This is a genomic window from Streptomyces sp. NPDC058701, from assembly GCF_042715295.1.
Classification (GTDB): Bacteria; Actinomycetota; Actinomycetes; order Streptomycetales; family Streptomycetaceae; genus Streptomyces.
This window is the reverse complement of record NZ_JBHXSY010000007.1, coordinates 115,633-133,179: the sequence shown is the minus strand read 5'-3', so window position 1 is coordinate 133,179 and position 17,547 is coordinate 115,633. Positions and strand designations below refer to the sequence as shown.

Here is a 17,547-nt window from a genome sequence, read left to right as displayed (position 1 = left end):
CGAACCCGCGGCGCACCGGATGGACCGAATGGAACCAGTGGACCTCAACGCCGCCGCCGACGCGTACGCCACCACCCCGCTCCTGAACTGCCTGCTCAGGGAGGCCGCCGAACCCCGGGGTGCGGGCGTCCACCGGCTGCGGGGCAGCGGGCGGCTGCTGCGGGTGCGGGGCGGGCGCCGGCCCGAAGGCCCCGAACTGCGCACGGTTGACGGCTGGCGTCCGCTCAGCCACACCGACCTCGTCAAGCTCACCGCCGACGAACTGGGCCGGTACACGGGGACCGCGAACGACGAACTCCCGGTCGAGATCGCCGACAGCCGCGCCGCGGTCGCCGCACTGCTGGCGGCCCGGGAGCGGGCGGAGCCCTCCGAGGACCCGTTCGTCCGCTCCGAGCAGTCCCTGATCATGGGCCACCCCCACCACCCGGCCCCCAAGTCCCGGGGCGGGGCGCCGGTGGCGAGCTGGCTGCCGTACGCGCCGGAGGCCCACGCCCGCTTTCCGCTGGTCTTCCTCGGCGTGCGCGAGGACCAGGCGGTGGACGAGGGCGGCCCCGCCGCGGCCGGGGCGATCGACGCGCTCGCGGACGTGCTCGACGGCCCGCGCCCGCCCGCCGGCTACCGCTTGCTGCCGGCCCACCCGTGGCAGCTGGAACTGGTCGCCGCCCGGCCCGGGGTGCGCGAGGCCTTCGCCGACCGGCGGCTGCTGCGCCTGGGGGAGGGCCGCCGGCCGGTCTGGCCCACCGCCTCGATCCGCACCGTGTACGCACCCGATCCGGACGCCGACCTGTTCGTGAAGTTCAGCCTCGACGTCCGGATCACCAACGACGTGCGCCGCCTGTGGCGCCCCGACCTGCTCCAGCTGCGCGGGACCGACGCGGCGGTCGAGGCGGGCTTCGCCGCGCTGCGCCGGACCGGTTCCACGGCGGCCTGGCTGGCCGACCGCGGCTACCGGACCGCCGGGTTCGCCTTCGAGGAGCTCGCCGTCCTGGTCCGCGACGGCCTGCACGCGCACGTACGGCCCGGGGCCACCCCGCTCGCGGCGGCCGGGCTCGCCGAGGGCTGGCCCGGGAGCCCGCTCGCCGGCGCGGCGGACCCCGAGGGCTGGTGGCGGGCGTACCTGCGGCAGGTGGTGCCGCCGGTGCTGGAGCTGTTCGCCCGGCACGGGGTGGTCCTGGAGGCCCACCTGCAGAACACCGTGGTCGCGGTGGACGCGTCGGGCGTGCCGGTGCAGGCGCTCTTCCGCGACGCGGAGGGCGTCAAACTCCTCTCTGACCTCGGGAGGGAGGCCGCCTGGCAGCGGCTGGTGTACTGCCTGGTGGTCAACCACCTCATGGAGGTCGCCGGGGCGCTGGCCGAGCACCATCCGGCCATCGTGCCCCACGTGTGGCGCGCGGTGCGGCAGGAGTTCCTGCGCTACGACGCCACGCGTGGGCTTCCCGAGATCGCGGAGCTGGTGAACGGTCCCTCCCTGCCGGCCAAGACCAACCTGCTGTTGCGCTGGACGAGGGCCGACGGTGCGGACGCCCGCTACCTGCCCCTGCCGAACCCGCTGCGGGGGTAGGCCGCCTCCTTTCGGATCGTGCCGGGTCCGCGTTGTCCGGCACGATCCGGAGGAAGCGACCTGGACGAGGCCGCGATGGGCGGACGGGCGGCGTCGGAGTCTCCGGGTGTGGGCGGACGGAGCGGTGGGTACGGAATCGGCCAACGTGCACCGCGATCCCGGTCCCCTCTCACCCAGAGGTATAGACCAATGCTACGTTGGTCGGGCAGACCGCGCAGTCCTTGACCACCCGTCAGAGGAGAAGCCATGCCCTCCCCTTCGCGGGGCGGCGGCCCGGCCGCCATGCCCAAGTACCAGCAGATCGCCGCAGCCCTGCGCGGCGATCTCGACCGCGCCGCGCACACCCCCGGCGGCAAGCTGCCCTCCGAGCGGAGCCTCGCCGCCCGGTACCAGGTCAACCGGCAGACCATCAGGGCGGCGCTCCAGCAGCTGCGCGAGGACGGGCTCATCGTCACCGGGCGCCGCGGCACCCGCCCCGCGGCGGAGCCGGAGCCGTCGGCGGGCCCCGGTTCCGTGCCGGTGCGGGGGGCTGCCGCCGCCGGGCCGCCGGACGTTCGCCCGGCGGCTCGGGGGGCCGCTTCCGTGACGGCCGCGGCCTTCACGCGGAGCTGGCTCACCCTGGTCACCGTGCCGCCCTCGCTCGCGGCCCTCCTCGGCATGGGAGGCGGAGCCCGCACCCTGGTCCACCACCAGCGCGACCACGGCGCTGCGGGGGAGACCCTGCGGCACGCGGCGACCTACCTCAGCCCGGCGGTGACCGCCGCCAGTCCCGAACTCGCCCGCTACCGCGACCGGGCCGCCGATGCCCGCGACGAGGACCTCGAACCGCTGCACCGCTGGCTCGACCGGGTCCAGACGGAGGGGCGGGTCGCCGAGACCATCACCATGACCCGCACCACGCACCCGCCGAGCGCGTCCCCGGTGTGCGGCCTGACCGTCCGACGCACCCTGCACGACACCGACGGCCGGCTGGTCGCCGTCACCGACCTGTCCTTCCCGACCTGGGACCGCCTGACCTTCCACCGGGACCGCCGCGACCACGCGGCCACGGGCTTCCGGGTCACGTAGGACGTCTCCCGCGTGGCCGTGCGGCGGGTCCGCCGTGGTGACGGCCGGTCGGGCAGCGCTCAGGTCACCAGGTGCAGCGACGTCTCGGCGATGCCCAGCCGTACGCTCTGGCCCCAGGTCAGCTCCAGGGAGTCGGCTTCCATCCCGTCGCCGAAGACCACGATCCGGTCCGACTCCACGGTCAGCCGCAGTTCCTGCCCCCGCCCCAGCTCACCGGCGACCTTCGTCGTACCGGTCGCGGGGGAGGGCCAGGCCTCGCGCACGAACCACAGGAGGCGCCGCTCGCAGGGTTCGGGCAGTCCCGCCGTACTGCCGCGCTCCAGCCACAGGGAACGCAGCCAGCCGGTGGCGCCCGTACCGGTGCCCACCAGCACCCCGGAGGACGCCTGGGCCTCGCCCGGACCCTGCTCTCCGTCGGAGCCCAGGCGGTAACGGGCCGTCTGGTGACCGACCGAGCCCAGGTAGATCTCGTTCAGCGCGAGCAGGCGCTGGGTGTCGTCGGCGACCGCCTCGACCATGGTCAGCTCCTCCGCCCGGCCCCCCGCGGCGATCGCCGCGCGCAGCAGCGCGGCCGTGTCGGCGCAGCGGTGACGGACCAGGACCCCCGGGTTGCGCCCCGGATCGCTGTCGATGCCCACCACCGGCTGTCCGCGCAGGTACTTGGCGGTGTTGGCGACCAGGCCGTCCTGGCCGACCACGACCACCACGTCCTCCGGGGCGAACAGGAAGCGGTCCAGGTCCGCCCGCTCGACCCGCGAGCTGCGCCAGGTGAGCGGCACCGCCGCCGCCACCTCGCGCAGCGCCTGCCGCGTGCGGTCGTGGCGGCGGACCACCTCGTCGATCGACCGGCCCCGGCTGGACAGGAAGAACGCGGCCTGCCCGTGCGTCCCGTGCCGGGCGAGCAGTTCCTCGTACTCGGTCCTGCGGTGCACGAGCACCGCCCGCGGGGCCAGGCTCACGCGCCCGCGCCGCTTTCCGGACGTCCGAGCCTGCTCAGGAGCCCGGTGAGGACGTCGGGAGAGAGCGTGACGCTCTCGATCCGCGGCAGGTTCTCCGCCAGCCGGGTCACCGCCAGGGCGTGCAGCGTGCCCGGGCCGGCCTCGTCGTGCACGCGCAGCCAGGCTGCCTGCACCTCGGCGCGCGCCGAACCCGTCTCGCGCGCCGCCTCGGCGTCCGCGCGGGCCAGGCGGACCTTGCGGGCCGCCTCGGCCTCGGTCCTCACACCGTCCGCCGTCGCCTTCTCCTCGGCCTCGCGGCGGGCGTTGATGCCGCGCTGATCGACCAACTGCTCTTCGCGCCGCGCCAGTTCGATCTGACTGGCCAGCTCGTTCTCGGCGATGGCGCGCTCGCGCTCGACGGCGACGGCCCGCCGTTCGTAGGTGGCCCGGTCCGCCTCCTGCTGGATCTGCTCGCGGGCCGGGGTGCGCAGGGCGCGCTCCACGTCGGCCTCGGGGCGGATCGCCACGACCCGTACGGCCACCACGTCGATGCCGGTGGCCGGGAGCCTGGGCTCGTCGGCGAGACCGGCGGCGACCCGCCCCCGCACGGAGGCGACGCCGTCCACGAGGGCGGCAGCCAGCGTGGTCCGGGCCAGAACGTCCAGCGTGTGCTGCTGCGCGGTCTCGGTGAGGAGGGTGGCGATCTGCTCCAGGGGTGCGCCGCGCCAGCTCCCGGTGTCCGGGTCGACGGAGAAGTCGATCCGGTCCGCGGCCTCGGCCGGGTCACTGATGCGGTAGGTGACGGTGGCCTGCACGGCGACGTCCTGGAAGTCCGACGTACGGGCATGGAACGCCATGGCCAACTCCCGGTCGTCGACCGGCACTTCGGAAAGCGCCGCCGACAGCGACCGGTACCAGAAGCTGAGCCCCCGCCCGTCGTGGACGAGCCGGCCGCGCTTGTGGTGGCGGATGTGAACGGTGGGCGCGGAGCGCAGATGACGCCAGCCGAAGCGCCGGGTGATGTCGGCCATGGCGAACCCCCTTGATTTCGTCAACACGACGATAATGAGCCGCGTTGATATCGTCAAGAGGACGAGAAGAGGCCTTCCCTGAGGGGGTCTTCTCGGGGGAGGCTCGCCCCGACGGGCGGGGAGGCGCCGTCGGCTGCGGGACGGGGGTGCGTCCGGTGGGGTGCGGGAGTAGGTTCGGCCGTACGGGGTGCGGCCTCGGCCAATAGGGCCGCGACGGGGGTCGCACCTCGGCCGTCGGCCCTCACCGCCCGGATCGCGGCGCGCCGGGTGCGTTCGAGGGCTGTGACGTGTCGCAGGTCACGCGACCGGCGACACCCGGCCCGGGGTGGAGGGGGTCGCGGGACCGTGGTCTTCCGGGGTGTCTCCCTCGTCCGGGGTGTCCTCCTCGTCGTCCAGGTCCGCGACGAGGGCCGGGGCGTCGGGGTCGGCGGCCGCACCGGTCAGCAGGGCGAGCAGGCCGGCCACCTGGACCCCGGCCTCGGCGGGGTGGCGGAAGACGGCGCCGGTGGAGATCTCGTACCGGTTGCGCCGGCCGTCGCGGACGCGCCGCAGGTACCCGTCCGCCTCCAGGTCGGTGACGATCGTCTGGACCGTGCGCTCCGTCAGCCCGCACATGGCGGCGACATCCCTGAGCCGAACCGCCGGGTCCCGGGCGATGGCCACCAGAACGCGGGCGTGGTTCGTCAGAAATGTCCAGTTTTGTCGCTGAGACGTGCTCCCCATGTGTTCATGATGCGTTAAATGATTCAGGTGACGCAAGACGTGAAATGCATTTCCGGTATTTCTTGACGTACGAGCAGATGCGGTCCACCATCTACGGCAGTCAAGGTCCCGCGCCGCAAGCCGACCAGCCCAAGGAGCGAACCCCATGCCGGTCCCTTACCCGTCCGCCCGTACTTCCATCCCCACCACGACCTCCGTTCCCCGTCCCCGCCCCGTCGCCGAGGCGGCCCGCTCGGCGGGCCTGCCCCGCATCCCGGAGCCCCGAGAAGTGGCGCCCGGCGACGCGAGGGAACTGTCGAAGGTCTTCTTCCTGCGCCTGCGCGAGCTGACCGAGGGCACCCCGGAGTACCAGTACGTCCGCAACACGCTCATCGAGATGAACGCCTCACTCGTGCAGTACGCCGTGCGCCGCTTCCGCAACCGCGCCGACGCCGGGGACATCGAGGACATCGTCCAGGTGGGCACGATCGGCCTGATCAAAGCCATCGACCGGTTCGACCCGGCCCGGGAGAACGAGTTCTCCACGCTGGCCATGCCGTACATCACCGGTGAGATCAAGCGGCACTTTCGCGACACCTCCTGGGCCGTGCGCGTTCCGCGCCGGCTCCAGGAGCTGCGCATCGACATAGCCAAGGCGAAGGAAGAGCTGACGACCACGCTCGACCGCGCGCCCACGGTCGCGGACCTCGCCGGTCACCTCGGCCTCTCGGACGAGGAGGTCATAGAGGGCCTCGTCGCCGCCAACGGCCACACCAGCGGCTCGCTCGACGCGCCGCACGCCGAGCACGGCGACGGCCCCGCCGAGGGGCACACGCTCGCCGACGTGATGGGCGAGGAGGAGCCGGCCATGGAACTGGTCGAGGACATCCAGAGCCTGGCACCGCTGCTGGAGCAGCTCACCGACCGCGAACGCCGGATGCTGCAGATGCGTTTCGGCGAGGAGCTGACCCAGGCGCAGATCGGCGCCGCGCTCGGCATCTCCCAGATGCAGGTCTCCCGCCTGCTGACCCGGCTCCTGACCCACCTGCGCACCTCGATGCTGGAGGACCGGTACACGGACGCCCGGCCGACGGCGGGCGTGGCCCGCGCCGACCGGGTCTGATGTGCCCGCAGGCCCCTTCACCCGGCGGAGGACCGCCGGGTGAAGCGGTGCCACCAGTGCCGGCGCCGCGGATGCACGGCCCGGCCCAGGCGCCGTCCCAGGAGCAGGTATCCGAGCAGCGCGCCCGCCGTGTTGAGGATCACGTCGTCGATGTCGAAGGCCCGCCCCGTGACGAGCGCCCCCTGCACCAGCTCCACGAGGACCATCACGACCGTCGTGCTCACCGCCACCCGCGCCAGTCCGCGGGCCTGCGGCACCAGTACCGGCAGCAGCACCCCGAACGGCACGCCCAGCAGCAGGTTCCCGCCCAGCTGGCGCGCCGCCTCGCGGGCCGTGCCGTGGTCCAGGTAGGCGCGGATCGACTGGCCCGGGTGCACGTTGCTGTACGTGAGGGCCACCGAAGCCGGTGACGGCTCCAGCGTCAGCCGCGCCAGAACCACGCTGAACGCCACGGTCCCGGCCAGGGCCGCCAGCATCGCCACCGCCCGCACCGCCGGGTGGGCCGGCGCCTTGTACGCGGACGCGGCCCCGTCCTCCCGCTCGGCCGCCAGCCGTTCCTTCACCTCTCGCCGCGACTCCCGCGGCTCGTCCGGCCCCCCTGTGACCCGCGGCTGCGCCGCCTCTCGCGGTGCGGCCTGCGGGGGCTCCGCCACCCGCTTCATGCCTGTCGGCCGCGTCACATCCGGTGCGAGCGTCCCGGACCCGGCGGCCCCCGCTCCGGCGGTCCGCCCCGCGCGCAGTCGGCTTCCCCAACTGGGCTTCGTCATCGCCTTGCTGAACGGTTTCATGGCCCCCGCTTACCCGAAGACCGCCGTTCAACCCCTGCCGTGGCCGGATATCCGGGCGCGCCGGCCCCGCTCGTGAGGTGGGTCACCTCATCGTTTGCCGGTGTGCATGCCGGGCAGGGTGGCCGCCGGAGCGGAACCACGCCCTCCGGCGCAGTACGCCGGGCGCGCGGCGCACGCGGGTCGATCCCGTCCCGCTCCACGGCCCGCCGGCCTGGCCGGCGCCCGCCGTACCCCGTACGACCCGTGAGGTGTATGTGTCCACGCTCCAGGCCGAACACGTCTACAAGGTGTTCGGAAGACGACCCGCCGACGCCGTGCGCGCGCTCGAAAGCGGTTCCGGCCGCGACGAGCTCCGCGCCGACGGCACGACGGCCGCGGTCATCGACGCCTCCTTCAGCGTCGAGCCCGGTCAGATCTTCGTCGTCATGGGGCTGTCGGGGTCCGGCAAGTCCACGCTGCTGCGCATGCTGAACGGACTGCTCGAGCCCACCGCGGGGCGCATCCTCTTCGACGGCCAGGACCTCACGGCGCTCAGCCCGCGCGAGCTGCGCCGCGTGCGGTCCACGAAGATCTCCATGGTCTTCCAGCACTTCGCGCTCTTTCCGCACCGCAACGTCCTGGAGAACGCCGCATACGGGCTGGAAGTCCAGGGCGTCGACCGCGCCGAGCGCGAGCGCCGCGCGGCCGAGTCCCTGGCCCTGTGCGGGCTCGAAGGCTGGGAGACGTCCTGGCCCGACGAGCTCTCCGGCGGCATGCAGCAGCGCGTCGGCCTCGCCCGCGCCCTGGCGACCGACGCCGACCTGCTGCTGATGGACGAGTCCTTCAGCGCCCTGGACCCGCTGATCCGCCGCGACATGCAGGACCAGCTGCTGGAGCTCCAGCGACGCCTGAAGAAGACCATCGTCTTCATCACCCACGACCTCAACGAGGCCATGCGCCTCGGCGACGGCATCGCCGTCATGCGCGACGGGCGGATCGTCCAGCAGGGCACCGCGGAGGACATCCTCATCCGCCCCGCCGACGAGTACGTCGCCTCCTTCATCCAGGACGTCGACCGCTCGCGCGTGCTGACGGCCGACGCCGTCATGGACGTCGCCGACGCGGATGCCGACGCCTGTGACTGCCCCACCGTCACGGCCGACACCCCGCTCGCCGACCTGTGCGCCGTCAGCGCCCGGGTCCCGCACCCGGTCGCCGTCACCGACGGGGACGGCGCCGTCGTGGGCTCCGTGCCGCAGGACCGGCTCATCGCCTTCATCGGTGACGAACAACGGCCGCCCATGGCCTGCGCGGAGGTGGCGGCCTGATGCCCCGCCTGCACCTCGGCGCCTGGGTCGACAGCGGTGTCGACTTCCTCCAGCGCCATCTGACCTGGCTCTTCGACGCGATCAGCGCGCTCGTGACCGGCCTCTACGACGGCATCGACGCCGTGCTGTCCGCTCCGCACCCGCTGCTGTTCGCGGGCATCCTGGCCGTCGCCGCCTGGTGGCTGCGCGGACTCCTCGCGGGCCTCCTCGCGTTCGCCGGCCTCGCCCTCATCGACTCCGTCGACCTGTGGTCCGACGCCATGTCCACCCTGTCGCTGGTCCTGGTGGCCACGCTCGTCACGCTGGTGATCGCGATCCCGCTCGGCATATGGGCCTCCCGCTCCGACCGGGTGAGCGCCGTCATGCGGCCCGTCCTGGACTTCATGCAGACCATGCCGGCCATGGTCTACCTCATCCCCGGCATCATCTTCTTCGGGGTGGGCGTCGTGCCCGGCATCATCGCGACGATCATCTTCTCGCTGCCGCCGGGCGTCCGGATGACCGAGCTCGGCATCCGCCAGGTCGACTCCGACCTCGTCGAGGCCGCAGACGCCTTCGGCACCACCCCGCGAAACACCCTGGTCCGTGTCCAGCTGCCGCTGGCGCTGCCCACCATCATGGCGGGCATCAACCAGGTCATCATGCTGGGCCTGTCCATGGTCGTCATCGCCGGCATGGTCGGCGGCGGCGGACTCGGCGGGGCCGTCTACCGCGCCATCGGCAACGTCGACATCGGCCTCGGCTTCGAGGCGGGCATCTCCATCGTCATCCTCGCCATGTACCTGGACCGGATGACCGGGGCGCTCGGCCGCCACGTCTCCCCGCTCGGCCGGCGCGCCCTCGCCAAGGCCCGGTCCGCCGCAACCGGCGCCGCCAAGGTCTGGAACCACCGCCCCCAGCCCGCCCACGCCGTATCCGGAGCCGTCGTACTGGCCCTCGTCGCGGGCGGCCTGAACACCTTCGCCGCGGACGACGAGACCGGCCCGACCGGCGCCGCGAACATCGGCAAGGGCCGTACCGTCTCCGTCGGCTACATCCCCTGGGACGAGGGCATCGCCTCCACCTTCCTCTGGAAGGAGCTCCTGGAGCGGCGCGGCTTCACGGTCGACGCCCGCCAGCTGGAGGCCGGCGCCCTGTACACCGGCCTGGCCGGCGGCCAGCTCGACTTCCAGACCGACGCCTGGCTGCCCGTCACGCACGCCCAGTACTGGGAGAAGTACGGGAACAAGCTGGAGGACCTCGGTTCCTGGTACGGCCCCACCTCGCTGGAGCTGTCCGTGCCCTCGTACATGAAGGACGTGCGCTCGCTCGCCGACCTCAAGGGCAAGTCCGCACGGTTCAAGGGACGGATCATCGGCATCGAGCCGAGCGCCGGCGCCATGTCGATCCTGAAGGACAAGGTCCTGGGGGAGTACGGCCTCGAAGGCGAGTACCAGGTCGTCGACGGCTCCACCCCCGGCATGCTCGCCGAGCTCAAGCGGGCCTACGACAAGAAGGAGCCGGTCCTGGCCGTGCTCTGGTCGCCGCACTGGGCGTACTCCTCCTACGAGCTGACGAAGCTCGAGGACCCGAAGGGCGCCTGGGGCAAGGGCGACGGCATCCACACCCTCGCCCGCAAGGGCTTCGCCGCCGACGAGCCCGAGGTGGCCGAGTGGCTGCGCTCCTTCAAGCTCACCGAGGAGCAGCTCACGGGCCTGGAAGCGAAGATCCAGGAGACCGGCAAGGGCAAGGAGCAGGAGGCGGTCCGCGCCTGGCTGGGCGAGCACCCGGAGATCGACAAGCTCGCCTGAGGCGGCACCTGAGCCGACATCAGTACCGGCGCCGGCGGGCGCGGGACCGTACGGGGTCCCGCGCCCGGCGGCGCCTTCGTGCGTACGCGCGGCGCCCGCTCAACGCGTCCGAGGCGCTCCGCCGCCGCGGTCGGCCCGTCCGCGTGCCGGGGCCGCACCAGCCACCGCGATCAGCGAGATCAGCGCGGCCGCCACCGGGAACGAGCCTCCGGTCCCGGCCGTTTGAGGAGTCCTCCCCGGGGACTGACCCGGCTGATCTCGGCCTACGCACGGGCCCCGCCCGGCCGCTGCCCGCCGACCGCGGCGGTGCCGGCCGAACCGACGCCGCGCGAGCGGGAGAACCGGCACCTTCCGGCCCCGGGCCTCGACAACGCCGACATCGCCCGGGACCTGGACATCAGCGTCTCGACGGTCAAGAACCGCATCACGGGCATCTTCGGCAAGCAGGGCGTCCGCGACCGTGCCCGGGCGGTGACCGCGGTGTACGGATCCGGCCTGGTGGCAGCCCGAGGCGTGAGCAGTTGATCACCAAGTGCCCGTAAGAGGACCGGAATACTCCTGGCGACCCCACCTCTGACCAGCGAAAACACTGGATGATTCGCCCGTGCGGACAAGGGCCCGTCCATGGCACAGTGCGATCAGTCCAACCGCACGACCAGGGAGCCTCCATGCGTGACACGCACTCCACGCCGCTCGCGGCCGCACCCGAGTGCCTGCCGGAGCCGGGCCCGTTGCCCCGCTGTCCGGTGTGCGAGAGCGCGCCGGAGCGCATCTCCTGGCGCCAGCGCCCGGGCCGGCCGGTGGTGTTGGTCTTCGACCCCTGCGGCCACCGCTGGTCCTCGCCGGCCCCTCCGGTACTGGCGGTCACCCCGCCCGCCCCGGGCCCCCGGCGCGGCAGGGGCTGAGCCCGCCCCCGGGCCTCCGGCCGGTGGGATCGGGGGGTGGGGTCGGGGGGTGGGGGACGTCGGGGTCAGACGGCGAGAAACGCGGCGATGCGTGCGGCGAACGCCTCCTCGCCGAGGACCTCGATGCCCGCCTCCGTCGCCTCGGCGACCTTGCTCCCGGCCTTCTCGCCCGCCACGAGCAGCGTGGTCCGCCCGGATATGCCGCTCGACGACGTGCCGCCCGCCCGCCATCTTCCCCGTGACGACGACGGTCTGGCCCGTGAGCGGCCCCTCCTCCGCACCGTCGGCGGTCTCCACGCGCGGCTCCACCAGGCTGACCCCGGCCGCCGCCAGCTTGTCGACGACCGGGCCGAGCTCCGCCAGCCGAGCCACGATCCGGGCGGCCTTGGACTCTCCGACCAGCTCCACCGCCGTCATGGCAACCGCGTCGGCGGCCCGGACGGCCTCCATCGTGCCGAAGTGGCGGGCGATCTGCCGGGACATGCCCCGGCCGGTGCCCCGCACACCGAGCGCTCGCGCTGTCGTGGATGGTCCCGGCTCCCGGCCAGTGTCCATGAAGGCTTCGATCAGGCCCGTGTCGTCGCCTGTGCCGCTCCAAAACGGATCGGTCGAGTCGAACCGGCGGTAACTGTCGCAGTAGGAAGTCAGCGGGACGGCCAGATTGGCCGGCTCGTCGTCGGAGCACGACCAACGCTGGACGTTCACCCCCCGACCCGCCCGGGGTCCGGATCGGCGCCCGGACCTGACCCCGTCGCGCGCCCCGGGTCCGGGCCGCGGGTGCGGCAGGATACGGGGGTGGACATGACGGAACTGGCACGGCGGGCAGGAGCGCTGGCGGACCGGGCCGGTCCGGGCGGCCGGAGCATCCTCGGGATCGCCGGGCCGCCGGGTGCCGGCAAGTCGACCGTGGCCGCGGGACTCGCCGAGGCCCTGGGGCCGGACGTCGCCGTGGTGGTGCCGATGGACGGCTTCCACCTGGCCGGGGCCGAGCTGGTCCGGCTCGGCCGGGCCGACCGCAAGGGGGCCCCGGACACCTTCGACGCGGCCGGATACACCGCCCTCCTGCGGCGCCTGCGCGAACCGGGCGCGCAGCCGGTCTACGCCCCCGCCTTCGACCGGGCGCTGGAGGAGCCGATCGCCGGGAGCATCGCGGTCGCGTCCCACGTGCCGCTGGTGATCACGGAGGGCAACTACCTGCTGCACGACGCGGGGGAGTGGGCCCGGGTGCGCCCGCTGCTCGACGAGGCCTGGTACCTCGCCCCCGACGACGGACTGCGGATCGGCCGGCTCGTCGACCGGCACGTCCGCCACGGCAAGGACCCCGCGGACGCGCGTGCGTGGGTGGCCCGCTCGGACGAGGCCAACGCCCGGCTCGTCGCACCGGGCCGGGACCGGGCGGACCTGGTCCTCGACACCGGCTGACGCCGGCCCGGCCGGGAGCCGCCCCACCGCGGGCCGGGGGATCAGACCGTCTCGCCGTGCGCGGACTCGCGCAGCGCGCGCAGGAGGAGCTGGAAGTCGTCGTCGTCGACCGCGTGGACGCTCTGCCGGAGGTTCACGGCGCAGTCGCCCACGAGGGAGACCGCGAACTCCAGTACGGCGACCTCGCCGGCGGAGGCCCGGCGCGACCACCGCGGGGTGCGCAGCAGCCGGGCGAGGCCGTCCCAGTCGATCCCGCCGGTCTTGCCGATCAGCGGGCGGCCGGCCGCGTCCACGAGTTCCCGGTCCTCGGTGAAGCGGCGCAGCCAGAGGCCGTCCTGATGGGAGCCGAGAAGCCGCGTGGCGGCCCGGACGTGCTCGTCATCGACGTCCTGCAGCAGTTTCGCGGCGAGTTCCGCACCCGTCACCTTGTTCACCGACACCGGATTCTCCGTTCCCTGGAGGGGCGGGGCCGGAGCCGGCCCCGCCCCACTGTGTCCGGTCCCGCCCTCTCCTCGGCGCCCCCCACGCCCGCCGGTCCCCCGGACGACCCTCTGGCGGTGACGTCCGGGGCGTTGGGGGCGGGGTTCGCGGGGCAGGATCCGGATGTGACGGCGGGGGCGGTGCGGCGCGTGGCCGAGCTGATGACCGGGTACCCGGCAGCGAACACCACCGGGTCGAGGGGGCCGCGGCCCCGCAGACCCACCTCCGCCTCGCGCCCCGCACCGCCGGCGACCGCCTGCGGTTCTCCCGGACCCCGCAGCACACCGGAGCGACCGATGCCAGTGACCCCGCACCTCGTCTACGCCCGCGAGCCGATCCCGGCCTCCGGGCCCAGTGTCTTCCTCGCCGGCCCCACGCCGCGCGCCGACCAGCCCGTGGCGTCCTGGCGGCCCGACGCGATCGGGGAGCTCGCCGCCCAATGGGCGGGCCCGCAGCGGCTGACGGTCCTGAGCCCGGAGTCGCGGGGAGGGTTCCGCGCCGCCGACTACGACGACCAGGTCGACTGGGAGACCGACGCCCGGCGGCACGCCGACGCGATCCTCTTCTGGATCCCCCGAGACCTCACATCCCTCCCCGGCTTCACCACCAACGTCGAATTCGGCCTCGACGTCGCCACCGGCCGGGCCGTTCTCGGCTGCCCGCCCGACTGCCCCAACCCCGAACGCAACCGCTACCTCATCCACGTCGCCCGCCGCCACGGGGTCCCCGTACGCGAGACCCTCCACGACACGGTCGCTGCCGCGCTCACCCTCGTCACGGCGACGACCACCCGGTAGCCTGCCCCCCGCGAAGCAATATTGACTCAGATTGTGACTATCTTGACAGCCCTCTTTGTCAAATCTAGAGTGCGGTCAGTGCTCGGCGTGAGCTCGTGCTGAGCCGCGTTCGTCTGGGTCACCGAGAGGGGCAAGCGTGTCTTCCGAATATGGGCGTTTGATCTGGCGCAATGGCACCTTCATGCCGTGGGAAGAGGCGACGGTGCACATCAGCTCCGTCGGGCACGCCTCGGTCTCCGCCGCCTTCGAAGGCGTGCATTCCTACTGGAGCGGCACGCGCGGGACGCTGCACGGATTCCGGCTCCGTGACCACATGCAGCGGCTGCTGGACTCGCTCCGGCTGAGCTGGATGGAGCCCGCGTTCGACGCGGACGCGCTCGTCGCGGCCACCGTCGAGCTGCTCTCCTCGTGGGAGACCAGCGGCAAGGACCTCTATGTGCGTCCGTGGGGCTTCGCCGGAGGGACGCACAAGGAGCAGATGGTGCCGCGCGGCACGCCGGCCGAGATCGCCATCGAGACCTGGGAGTTCGAGAGCAAGCTCGGGCAGGGGCGCACCTGCACGCTCGCCGTCAGTTCCTGGCCCCGCTTCAACCCGGGCGCCTCCCCGGCGTCGATGAAGGTGTTCTCGAACTATCACAACGGCAGGCTGGGCAACATCGACGCCCGGGCCCGCGGCGCCGACTGGCCCGTCTTCCTGAACGGCGCGGGGAACGTCACCGAGTCCTCCGGCTCGTGCATAGCTCTGGTCAAGCGCGGCCGGCTCATCACCCCCGACCTGGCCAGCGGCGTCCTGGACAGCATCACCCGCAACACCCTGTTCCAGCTCGCCGAGGAGGAGCTCGGCCTGTCCGTCGAGGTCCGGCCCGTGGAGCGGACGGAGCTGTACCTCGCCGACGAGATCTTCCTGATGGGAACCGCGGCCGAGGTGCTGCCCGCCGTGGAGGTCGACGGGTTCCCCCTCGGCGACGGCAAGACCGCGGGGGAGGTCACGCGGGCGCTGGAGGCCTGCTACCACGACACGGTCCGCGCCGTCACCGACAAGCACGACGAGTGGCTCACGCCGGTCCCGCCGGTCCCGTCGGTCACGCCGGTCACGGCCGTCCCGGGTCCGCCGGCACGCTGAAGCGCGGCTCTGCCGTACGGATGCGAGCGGCGTAGAGCGCCGGATCGAGGCCCAGCACCCGGAAGGTGGCCAGCCGTACGAGCAGGACCGGATGCGCCCCGCGGCGGTAGAGGGCGGCGACGTCGCCCCGCAGCAGCTCGTCCCGCTCCGCCGCGGTCAGCGGGCGGCGGGCGAGCTCCCGCCGCGGGTCCGCGCGCATCCGTGCCAGGGTCTCCGGATCGTGCGCGATGTCGTAGCAGAGACGGTCGATCGCATGGATGCCCATGGGTGTGTCCTTTCGTTCTCTTCTCGCTCTTCCTGCCGTGTCACCTCGCGGCGTCTCCACGGCCCTGTTCCGCGTACCCGCACGTCCTCCCGCCCCGGCTCCGGAACGCGTCCCCCGCGTTCCGGAGCCGCGGGCTTCGCCCACCGCGTGCGGCCGTTCAGCCGTTCCGGCCGGTGCCCCACGCCGCGAAGGCGTGGCCCTCGCCCTCCCGGTGGTCCATGTGGGCGACGGACAGGTCCGCGGCCATCTCGGCGGCCGCGATCCACGGCAGGACCTCGCCGGCGACCGTTCCGGCCTCCTCGATGCGCCGCTCCGTGGTCTCGGCGACGAGCCCGTCCAGGTCGCCCCGGTACAGCCGGTCGGCGACGGTGCCGGCCCAGGACGGCCTCGGAACGCCGTACAGCCGGCCGGGCAGCATGCGGGGGCCGCCGACCTCCAGGGAGAAGCTGCCGCTCGCGACGACGGCGATGCGACGGCCCGGCAGGTCCTCCAGGGCGTTGCGCAGCACCCGGCCGAGCCGTCTGCAGCGCTCGGCCGAAGGCCTGGGCGCCACCATGCCGTTCAGGTACACGGGGACGACGGGCAGCCGGCGCGTGTTGAGGAAGTGCAGGGGCACCACGACGGAGTGGTCCACCGAGTGGCCGCGCAGGGCCACCGGGTCGAAGTCCTGGGCGACGAGGCCGCGGTGGAGCGTGGTCCCGATGTCCCCGTCCAGCGCGTACGAGGTGGGGGAGACGCCCGGGACGTCGTCGTTGGGGCCGCGGACGCCGTCCCCGGTGGCGATGGCGAACGTCGGCCACATGTCGGGGGTGAAGGTGTTGATGTGGTCGCAGGTGAGGATGACGAGGACATCGGCGTCCGCCCGCGCGACCACCTCCTCGACCGCCGCGTAGCGTCGTGCGAGTTCCGCCCCCGCGGCCGTGTCGGTGCGGGCGAGGGCGGGGAAGCCCGGGGTGTGCGGGACGCCGGCGACGGCGACGATGTCTGCCACCTCCCGTCACCCGCCCAGGGGCGCCGCCGCGGCCGCCGCCGCGGCCCCCCGCGGCCCGGGCGCCGCCGTGGACGCGCCGGGCGCCGAGCCCTCGGACCGGGCGGCGCGGTACATCTCCCGCAGCAGCCGCAGGGTGCCGAGCCCCGCCGCGCCGTCGGCCGTCATCGGGCGACCGTCGCGGACCGCTGCGGCGAAGTCGGCGATCTGCCGCCGGTGCGAGATGCCGTAGTAGCCGATGCCGGCGGGGGCCGGCGCGGCCGGCGCGCCCACCTCGCGCGCCGCCGCACGCAGCGCGACGCCCCCCTCGGCGACGTGCAGCGTCCCGGGGTGGTCGAGATCGAAGAGGACCGAGCCCTCGGTGCCGACGAGTTCGATCCGGGTGCGCCAGGTGATGCTGCTCGCCACGGTGACCTGGTACGTCACCAGCGCGCCCTGCGGGCCCCGCAGGACGGCCGCGAGGGTGTCCTCCGTCTCCATGCCGCCGCGGGGTGCCGTGTGCCCGGCGGCCGCACCGACCACGGTGAGGCCGCCGGTGAGCCAGCGCGTCACGTCGAGCGCGTGGTAGCCCTGGTTGACCAGGGCGGAGCCGCCCTCGCCGGCGAAGGTGCCGCGCCAGTAACTGTCGGCGTAGTAGCCGTCGTCGCGGCCGCACTGGAGGCTGACGGTGCCGGACACGAGCCGCCCCAGGAGGCCCTCGCCGATCCAGTCGCGGACTGCGGCGACCACCGGGTCGTAGCGGTGCTGCGAGACGACCGACAGCACGCGGCCGGTCCGTTCGGCGAGGGCCGTCAGGGCCTCGCCCTCCTCGGCGGTCATGGCCAGCGGCTTCTCCACCAGAACGTGCTTGCCCGCCCTGAGCGCCGCGGCGGCCAGCTCGTGGTGCTGGGCGTGGTCGACGGCGATGGAGACGCTGTCGACGAGGGGGTCGGCCAGGACGACCCGTACGTCCGAGGTCACGTGCGGCAGCCCGTACTCGCGGGCCAGGGCCTCGGCCCGAGCGCGGTCGCGGTCGCACGCCCAGCGCAGTTCGGCGTCCGGCAGCGCGGAAAATCCGTCGATGTGGTTGGGGGCCACTCGCCCGCATCCCACCACGGCATGAACAAGGGGTTTCACGGAGAACTCCTCGGGTCTCGTGGTTTCCCGCCGGGCGGCAAGAGGAAATGACAGCGGCACGGGCGGTCGTCACGCTCAAGTCAATATCCGTCGACCGCGAATGTCAACGGTAGGTGACTTGCTTGTGGGCGGGATTAGTGACT

18 protein-coding genes and 1 pseudogene are annotated in these 17,547 nt (G+C 73.5%); 10 read left to right on the top strand and 9 right to left on the bottom strand.

Going from position 1 to position 17,547, the window contains the following annotated elements:
• The first annotated feature begins 19 nt into the window (after positions 1–19).
• Both ACFWW8_RS09925 and ACFWW8_RS09920 read left to right on the top strand, forming a co-directional pair.
• Positions 20–1,561 (top strand): IucA/IucC family protein, encoded by a 1,542-nt coding sequence (locus ACFWW8_RS09925; RefSeq protein WP_386526067.1) that lies wholly within the window; start codon positions 20–22, stop codon positions 1,559–1,561.
• Positions 1,562–1,807: 246 nt separating this feature from the next.
• Positions 1,808–2,629, top strand: coding sequence for a GntR family transcriptional regulator (locus ACFWW8_RS09920; RefSeq protein WP_386526065.1), 822 nt, complete (start codon positions 1,808–1,810; stop codon positions 2,627–2,629).
• 59 nt (positions 2,630–2,688) lie between these two features.
• Here the strand turns inward: ACFWW8_RS09920 and ACFWW8_RS09915 are convergent, their stop codons facing one another.
• The 3 genes from ACFWW8_RS09915 to ACFWW8_RS09905 all read right to left on the bottom strand — a co-directional run bounded on the left by ACFWW8_RS09915 (position 2,689) and on the right by ACFWW8_RS09905 (position 5,321).
• The gene (locus ACFWW8_RS09915) at positions 2,689–3,588 is read right to left on the bottom strand and encodes a hypothetical protein (RefSeq protein WP_386526063.1); all 900 of its coding nucleotides are present in this window, start codon (positions 3,586–3,588) and stop codon (positions 2,689–2,691) included.
• Positions 3,585–4,598 (bottom strand): SPFH domain-containing protein, encoded by a 1,014-nt coding sequence (locus tag ACFWW8_RS09910; protein ID WP_386526060.1) that lies wholly within the window; start codon positions 4,596–4,598, stop codon positions 3,585–3,587. The genes ACFWW8_RS09915 and ACFWW8_RS09910 overlap by 4 nt, the downstream gene beginning before the upstream one ends.
• A gap of 297 nt (positions 4,599–4,895) precedes the next feature.
• Entirely contained in the window at positions 4,896–5,321 is a 426-nt protein-coding gene (locus tag ACFWW8_RS09905) for a MarR family transcriptional regulator (protein WP_386526058.1), read from the bottom strand.
• Between the two features lie 145 nt (positions 5,322–5,466).
• Between ACFWW8_RS09905 and ACFWW8_RS09900 the strand changes: the two genes are divergently transcribed.
• Positions 5,467–6,423 (top strand): SigB/SigF/SigG family RNA polymerase sigma factor, encoded by a 957-nt coding sequence (locus ACFWW8_RS09900; protein WP_386526056.1) that lies wholly within the window; start codon positions 5,467–5,469, stop codon positions 6,421–6,423.
• A 17-nt stretch (positions 6,424–6,440) separates the two neighbouring features.
• On the opposite strand, the gene ACFWW8_RS09895 is transcribed toward ACFWW8_RS09900, so the two are convergent.
• A complete protein-coding gene (locus ACFWW8_RS09895; protein ID WP_386526053.1) occupies positions 6,441–6,986 on the bottom strand; it encodes a VanZ family protein in 546 nt (181 codons plus the stop codon).
• Between the two features lie 479 nt (positions 6,987–7,465).
• On the opposite strand from ACFWW8_RS09895, the gene ACFWW8_RS09890 reads away from it, so the two are divergent.
• The 4 genes from ACFWW8_RS09890 (at position 7,466) to ACFWW8_RS09875 (ending at position 11,213) form a co-directional block, all read left to right on the top strand.
• Complete coding sequence (locus tag ACFWW8_RS09890) at positions 7,466–8,518, top strand: glycine betaine/L-proline ABC transporter ATP-binding protein (RefSeq protein ID WP_386526425.1); 1,053 nt, start codon at positions 7,466–7,468, stop codon at positions 8,516–8,518.
• On the top strand, positions 8,518–10,308 hold the full coding sequence (locus tag ACFWW8_RS09885; RefSeq protein WP_386526050.1) for an ABC transporter permease/substrate binding protein: 1,791 nt from the start codon (positions 8,518–8,520) through the stop codon (positions 10,306–10,308). Before ACFWW8_RS09890 ends, ACFWW8_RS09885 begins: the two co-directional genes overlap by 1 nt.
• Positions 10,309–10,530: 222 nt before the next feature.
• The gene (locus ACFWW8_RS09880) at positions 10,531–10,833 is read left to right on the top strand and encodes a response regulator transcription factor (RefSeq protein ID WP_386526047.1); all 303 of its coding nucleotides are present in this window, start codon (positions 10,531–10,533) and stop codon (positions 10,831–10,833) included.
• 143 nt (positions 10,834–10,976) lie between these two features.
• Positions 10,977–11,213 carry a hypothetical protein gene (locus ACFWW8_RS09875; RefSeq protein WP_386526434.1) on the top strand — a complete coding sequence of 79 codons (237 nt, stop codon included), beginning with the start codon at positions 10,977–10,979 and terminating at the stop codon, positions 11,211–11,213.
• 429 nt (positions 11,214–11,642) lie between these two features.
• Here ACFWW8_RS09875 and ACFWW8_RS09870 read toward each other — a convergent pair.
• A pseudogene (locus ACFWW8_RS09870) lies at positions 11,643–11,696 on the bottom strand (hypothetical protein); the annotation flags it as partial.
• A 318-nt stretch (positions 11,697–12,014) separates the two neighbouring features.
• On the opposite strand from ACFWW8_RS09870, the gene ACFWW8_RS09865 reads away from it, so the two are divergent.
• Complete coding sequence (locus ACFWW8_RS09865; protein WP_386526046.1) at positions 12,015–12,635, top strand: nucleoside/nucleotide kinase family protein; 621 nt, start codon at positions 12,015–12,017, stop codon at positions 12,633–12,635.
• Between the two features lie 41 nt (positions 12,636–12,676).
• Here the strand turns inward: ACFWW8_RS09865 and ACFWW8_RS09860 are convergent, their stop codons facing one another.
• Positions 12,677–13,075 carry a hypothetical protein gene (locus tag ACFWW8_RS09860; protein ID WP_386526044.1) on the bottom strand — a complete coding sequence of 133 codons (399 nt, stop codon included), beginning with the start codon at positions 13,073–13,075 and terminating at the stop codon, positions 12,677–12,679.
• Positions 13,076–13,411: 336 nt separating this feature from the next.
• On the opposite strand from ACFWW8_RS09860, the gene ACFWW8_RS09855 reads away from it, so the two are divergent.
• Positions 13,412–13,912 carry a nucleoside 2-deoxyribosyltransferase domain-containing protein gene (locus ACFWW8_RS09855; RefSeq protein ID WP_386526042.1) on the top strand — a complete coding sequence of 167 codons (501 nt, stop codon included), beginning with the start codon at positions 13,412–13,414 and terminating at the stop codon, positions 13,910–13,912.
• Positions 13,913–14,069: 157 nt separating this feature from the next.
• Positions 14,070–15,035: an aminotransferase class IV gene (locus ACFWW8_RS09850; RefSeq protein WP_386526039.1), complete on the top strand. Its 966-nt coding sequence runs from the start codon at positions 14,070–14,072 to the stop codon at positions 15,033–15,035.
• Here ACFWW8_RS09850 and ACFWW8_RS09845 read toward each other — a convergent pair.
• From ACFWW8_RS09845 to ACFWW8_RS09835, 3 genes are all read right to left on the bottom strand, one after another.
• Positions 15,004–15,300: a hypothetical protein gene (locus ACFWW8_RS09845; protein WP_386526037.1), complete on the bottom strand. Its 297-nt coding sequence runs from the start codon at positions 15,298–15,300 to the stop codon at positions 15,004–15,006. The two genes, ACFWW8_RS09850 and ACFWW8_RS09845, sit on opposite strands and share 32 nt — an antisense overlap.
• Before the next feature lie 157 nt (positions 15,301–15,457).
• Positions 15,458–16,291, bottom strand: a complete 834-nt coding sequence (locus tag ACFWW8_RS09840; RefSeq protein ID WP_386526035.1) for a hypothetical protein — start codon at positions 16,289–16,291, stop codon at positions 15,458–15,460.
• Positions 16,292–16,297: 6 nt separating this feature from the next.
• A complete protein-coding gene (locus ACFWW8_RS09835) occupies positions 16,298–17,380 on the bottom strand; it encodes a Gfo/Idh/MocA family protein (RefSeq protein WP_386526422.1) in 1,083 nt (360 codons plus the stop codon).
• Positions 17,381–17,547: the final 167 nt, after the last annotated feature.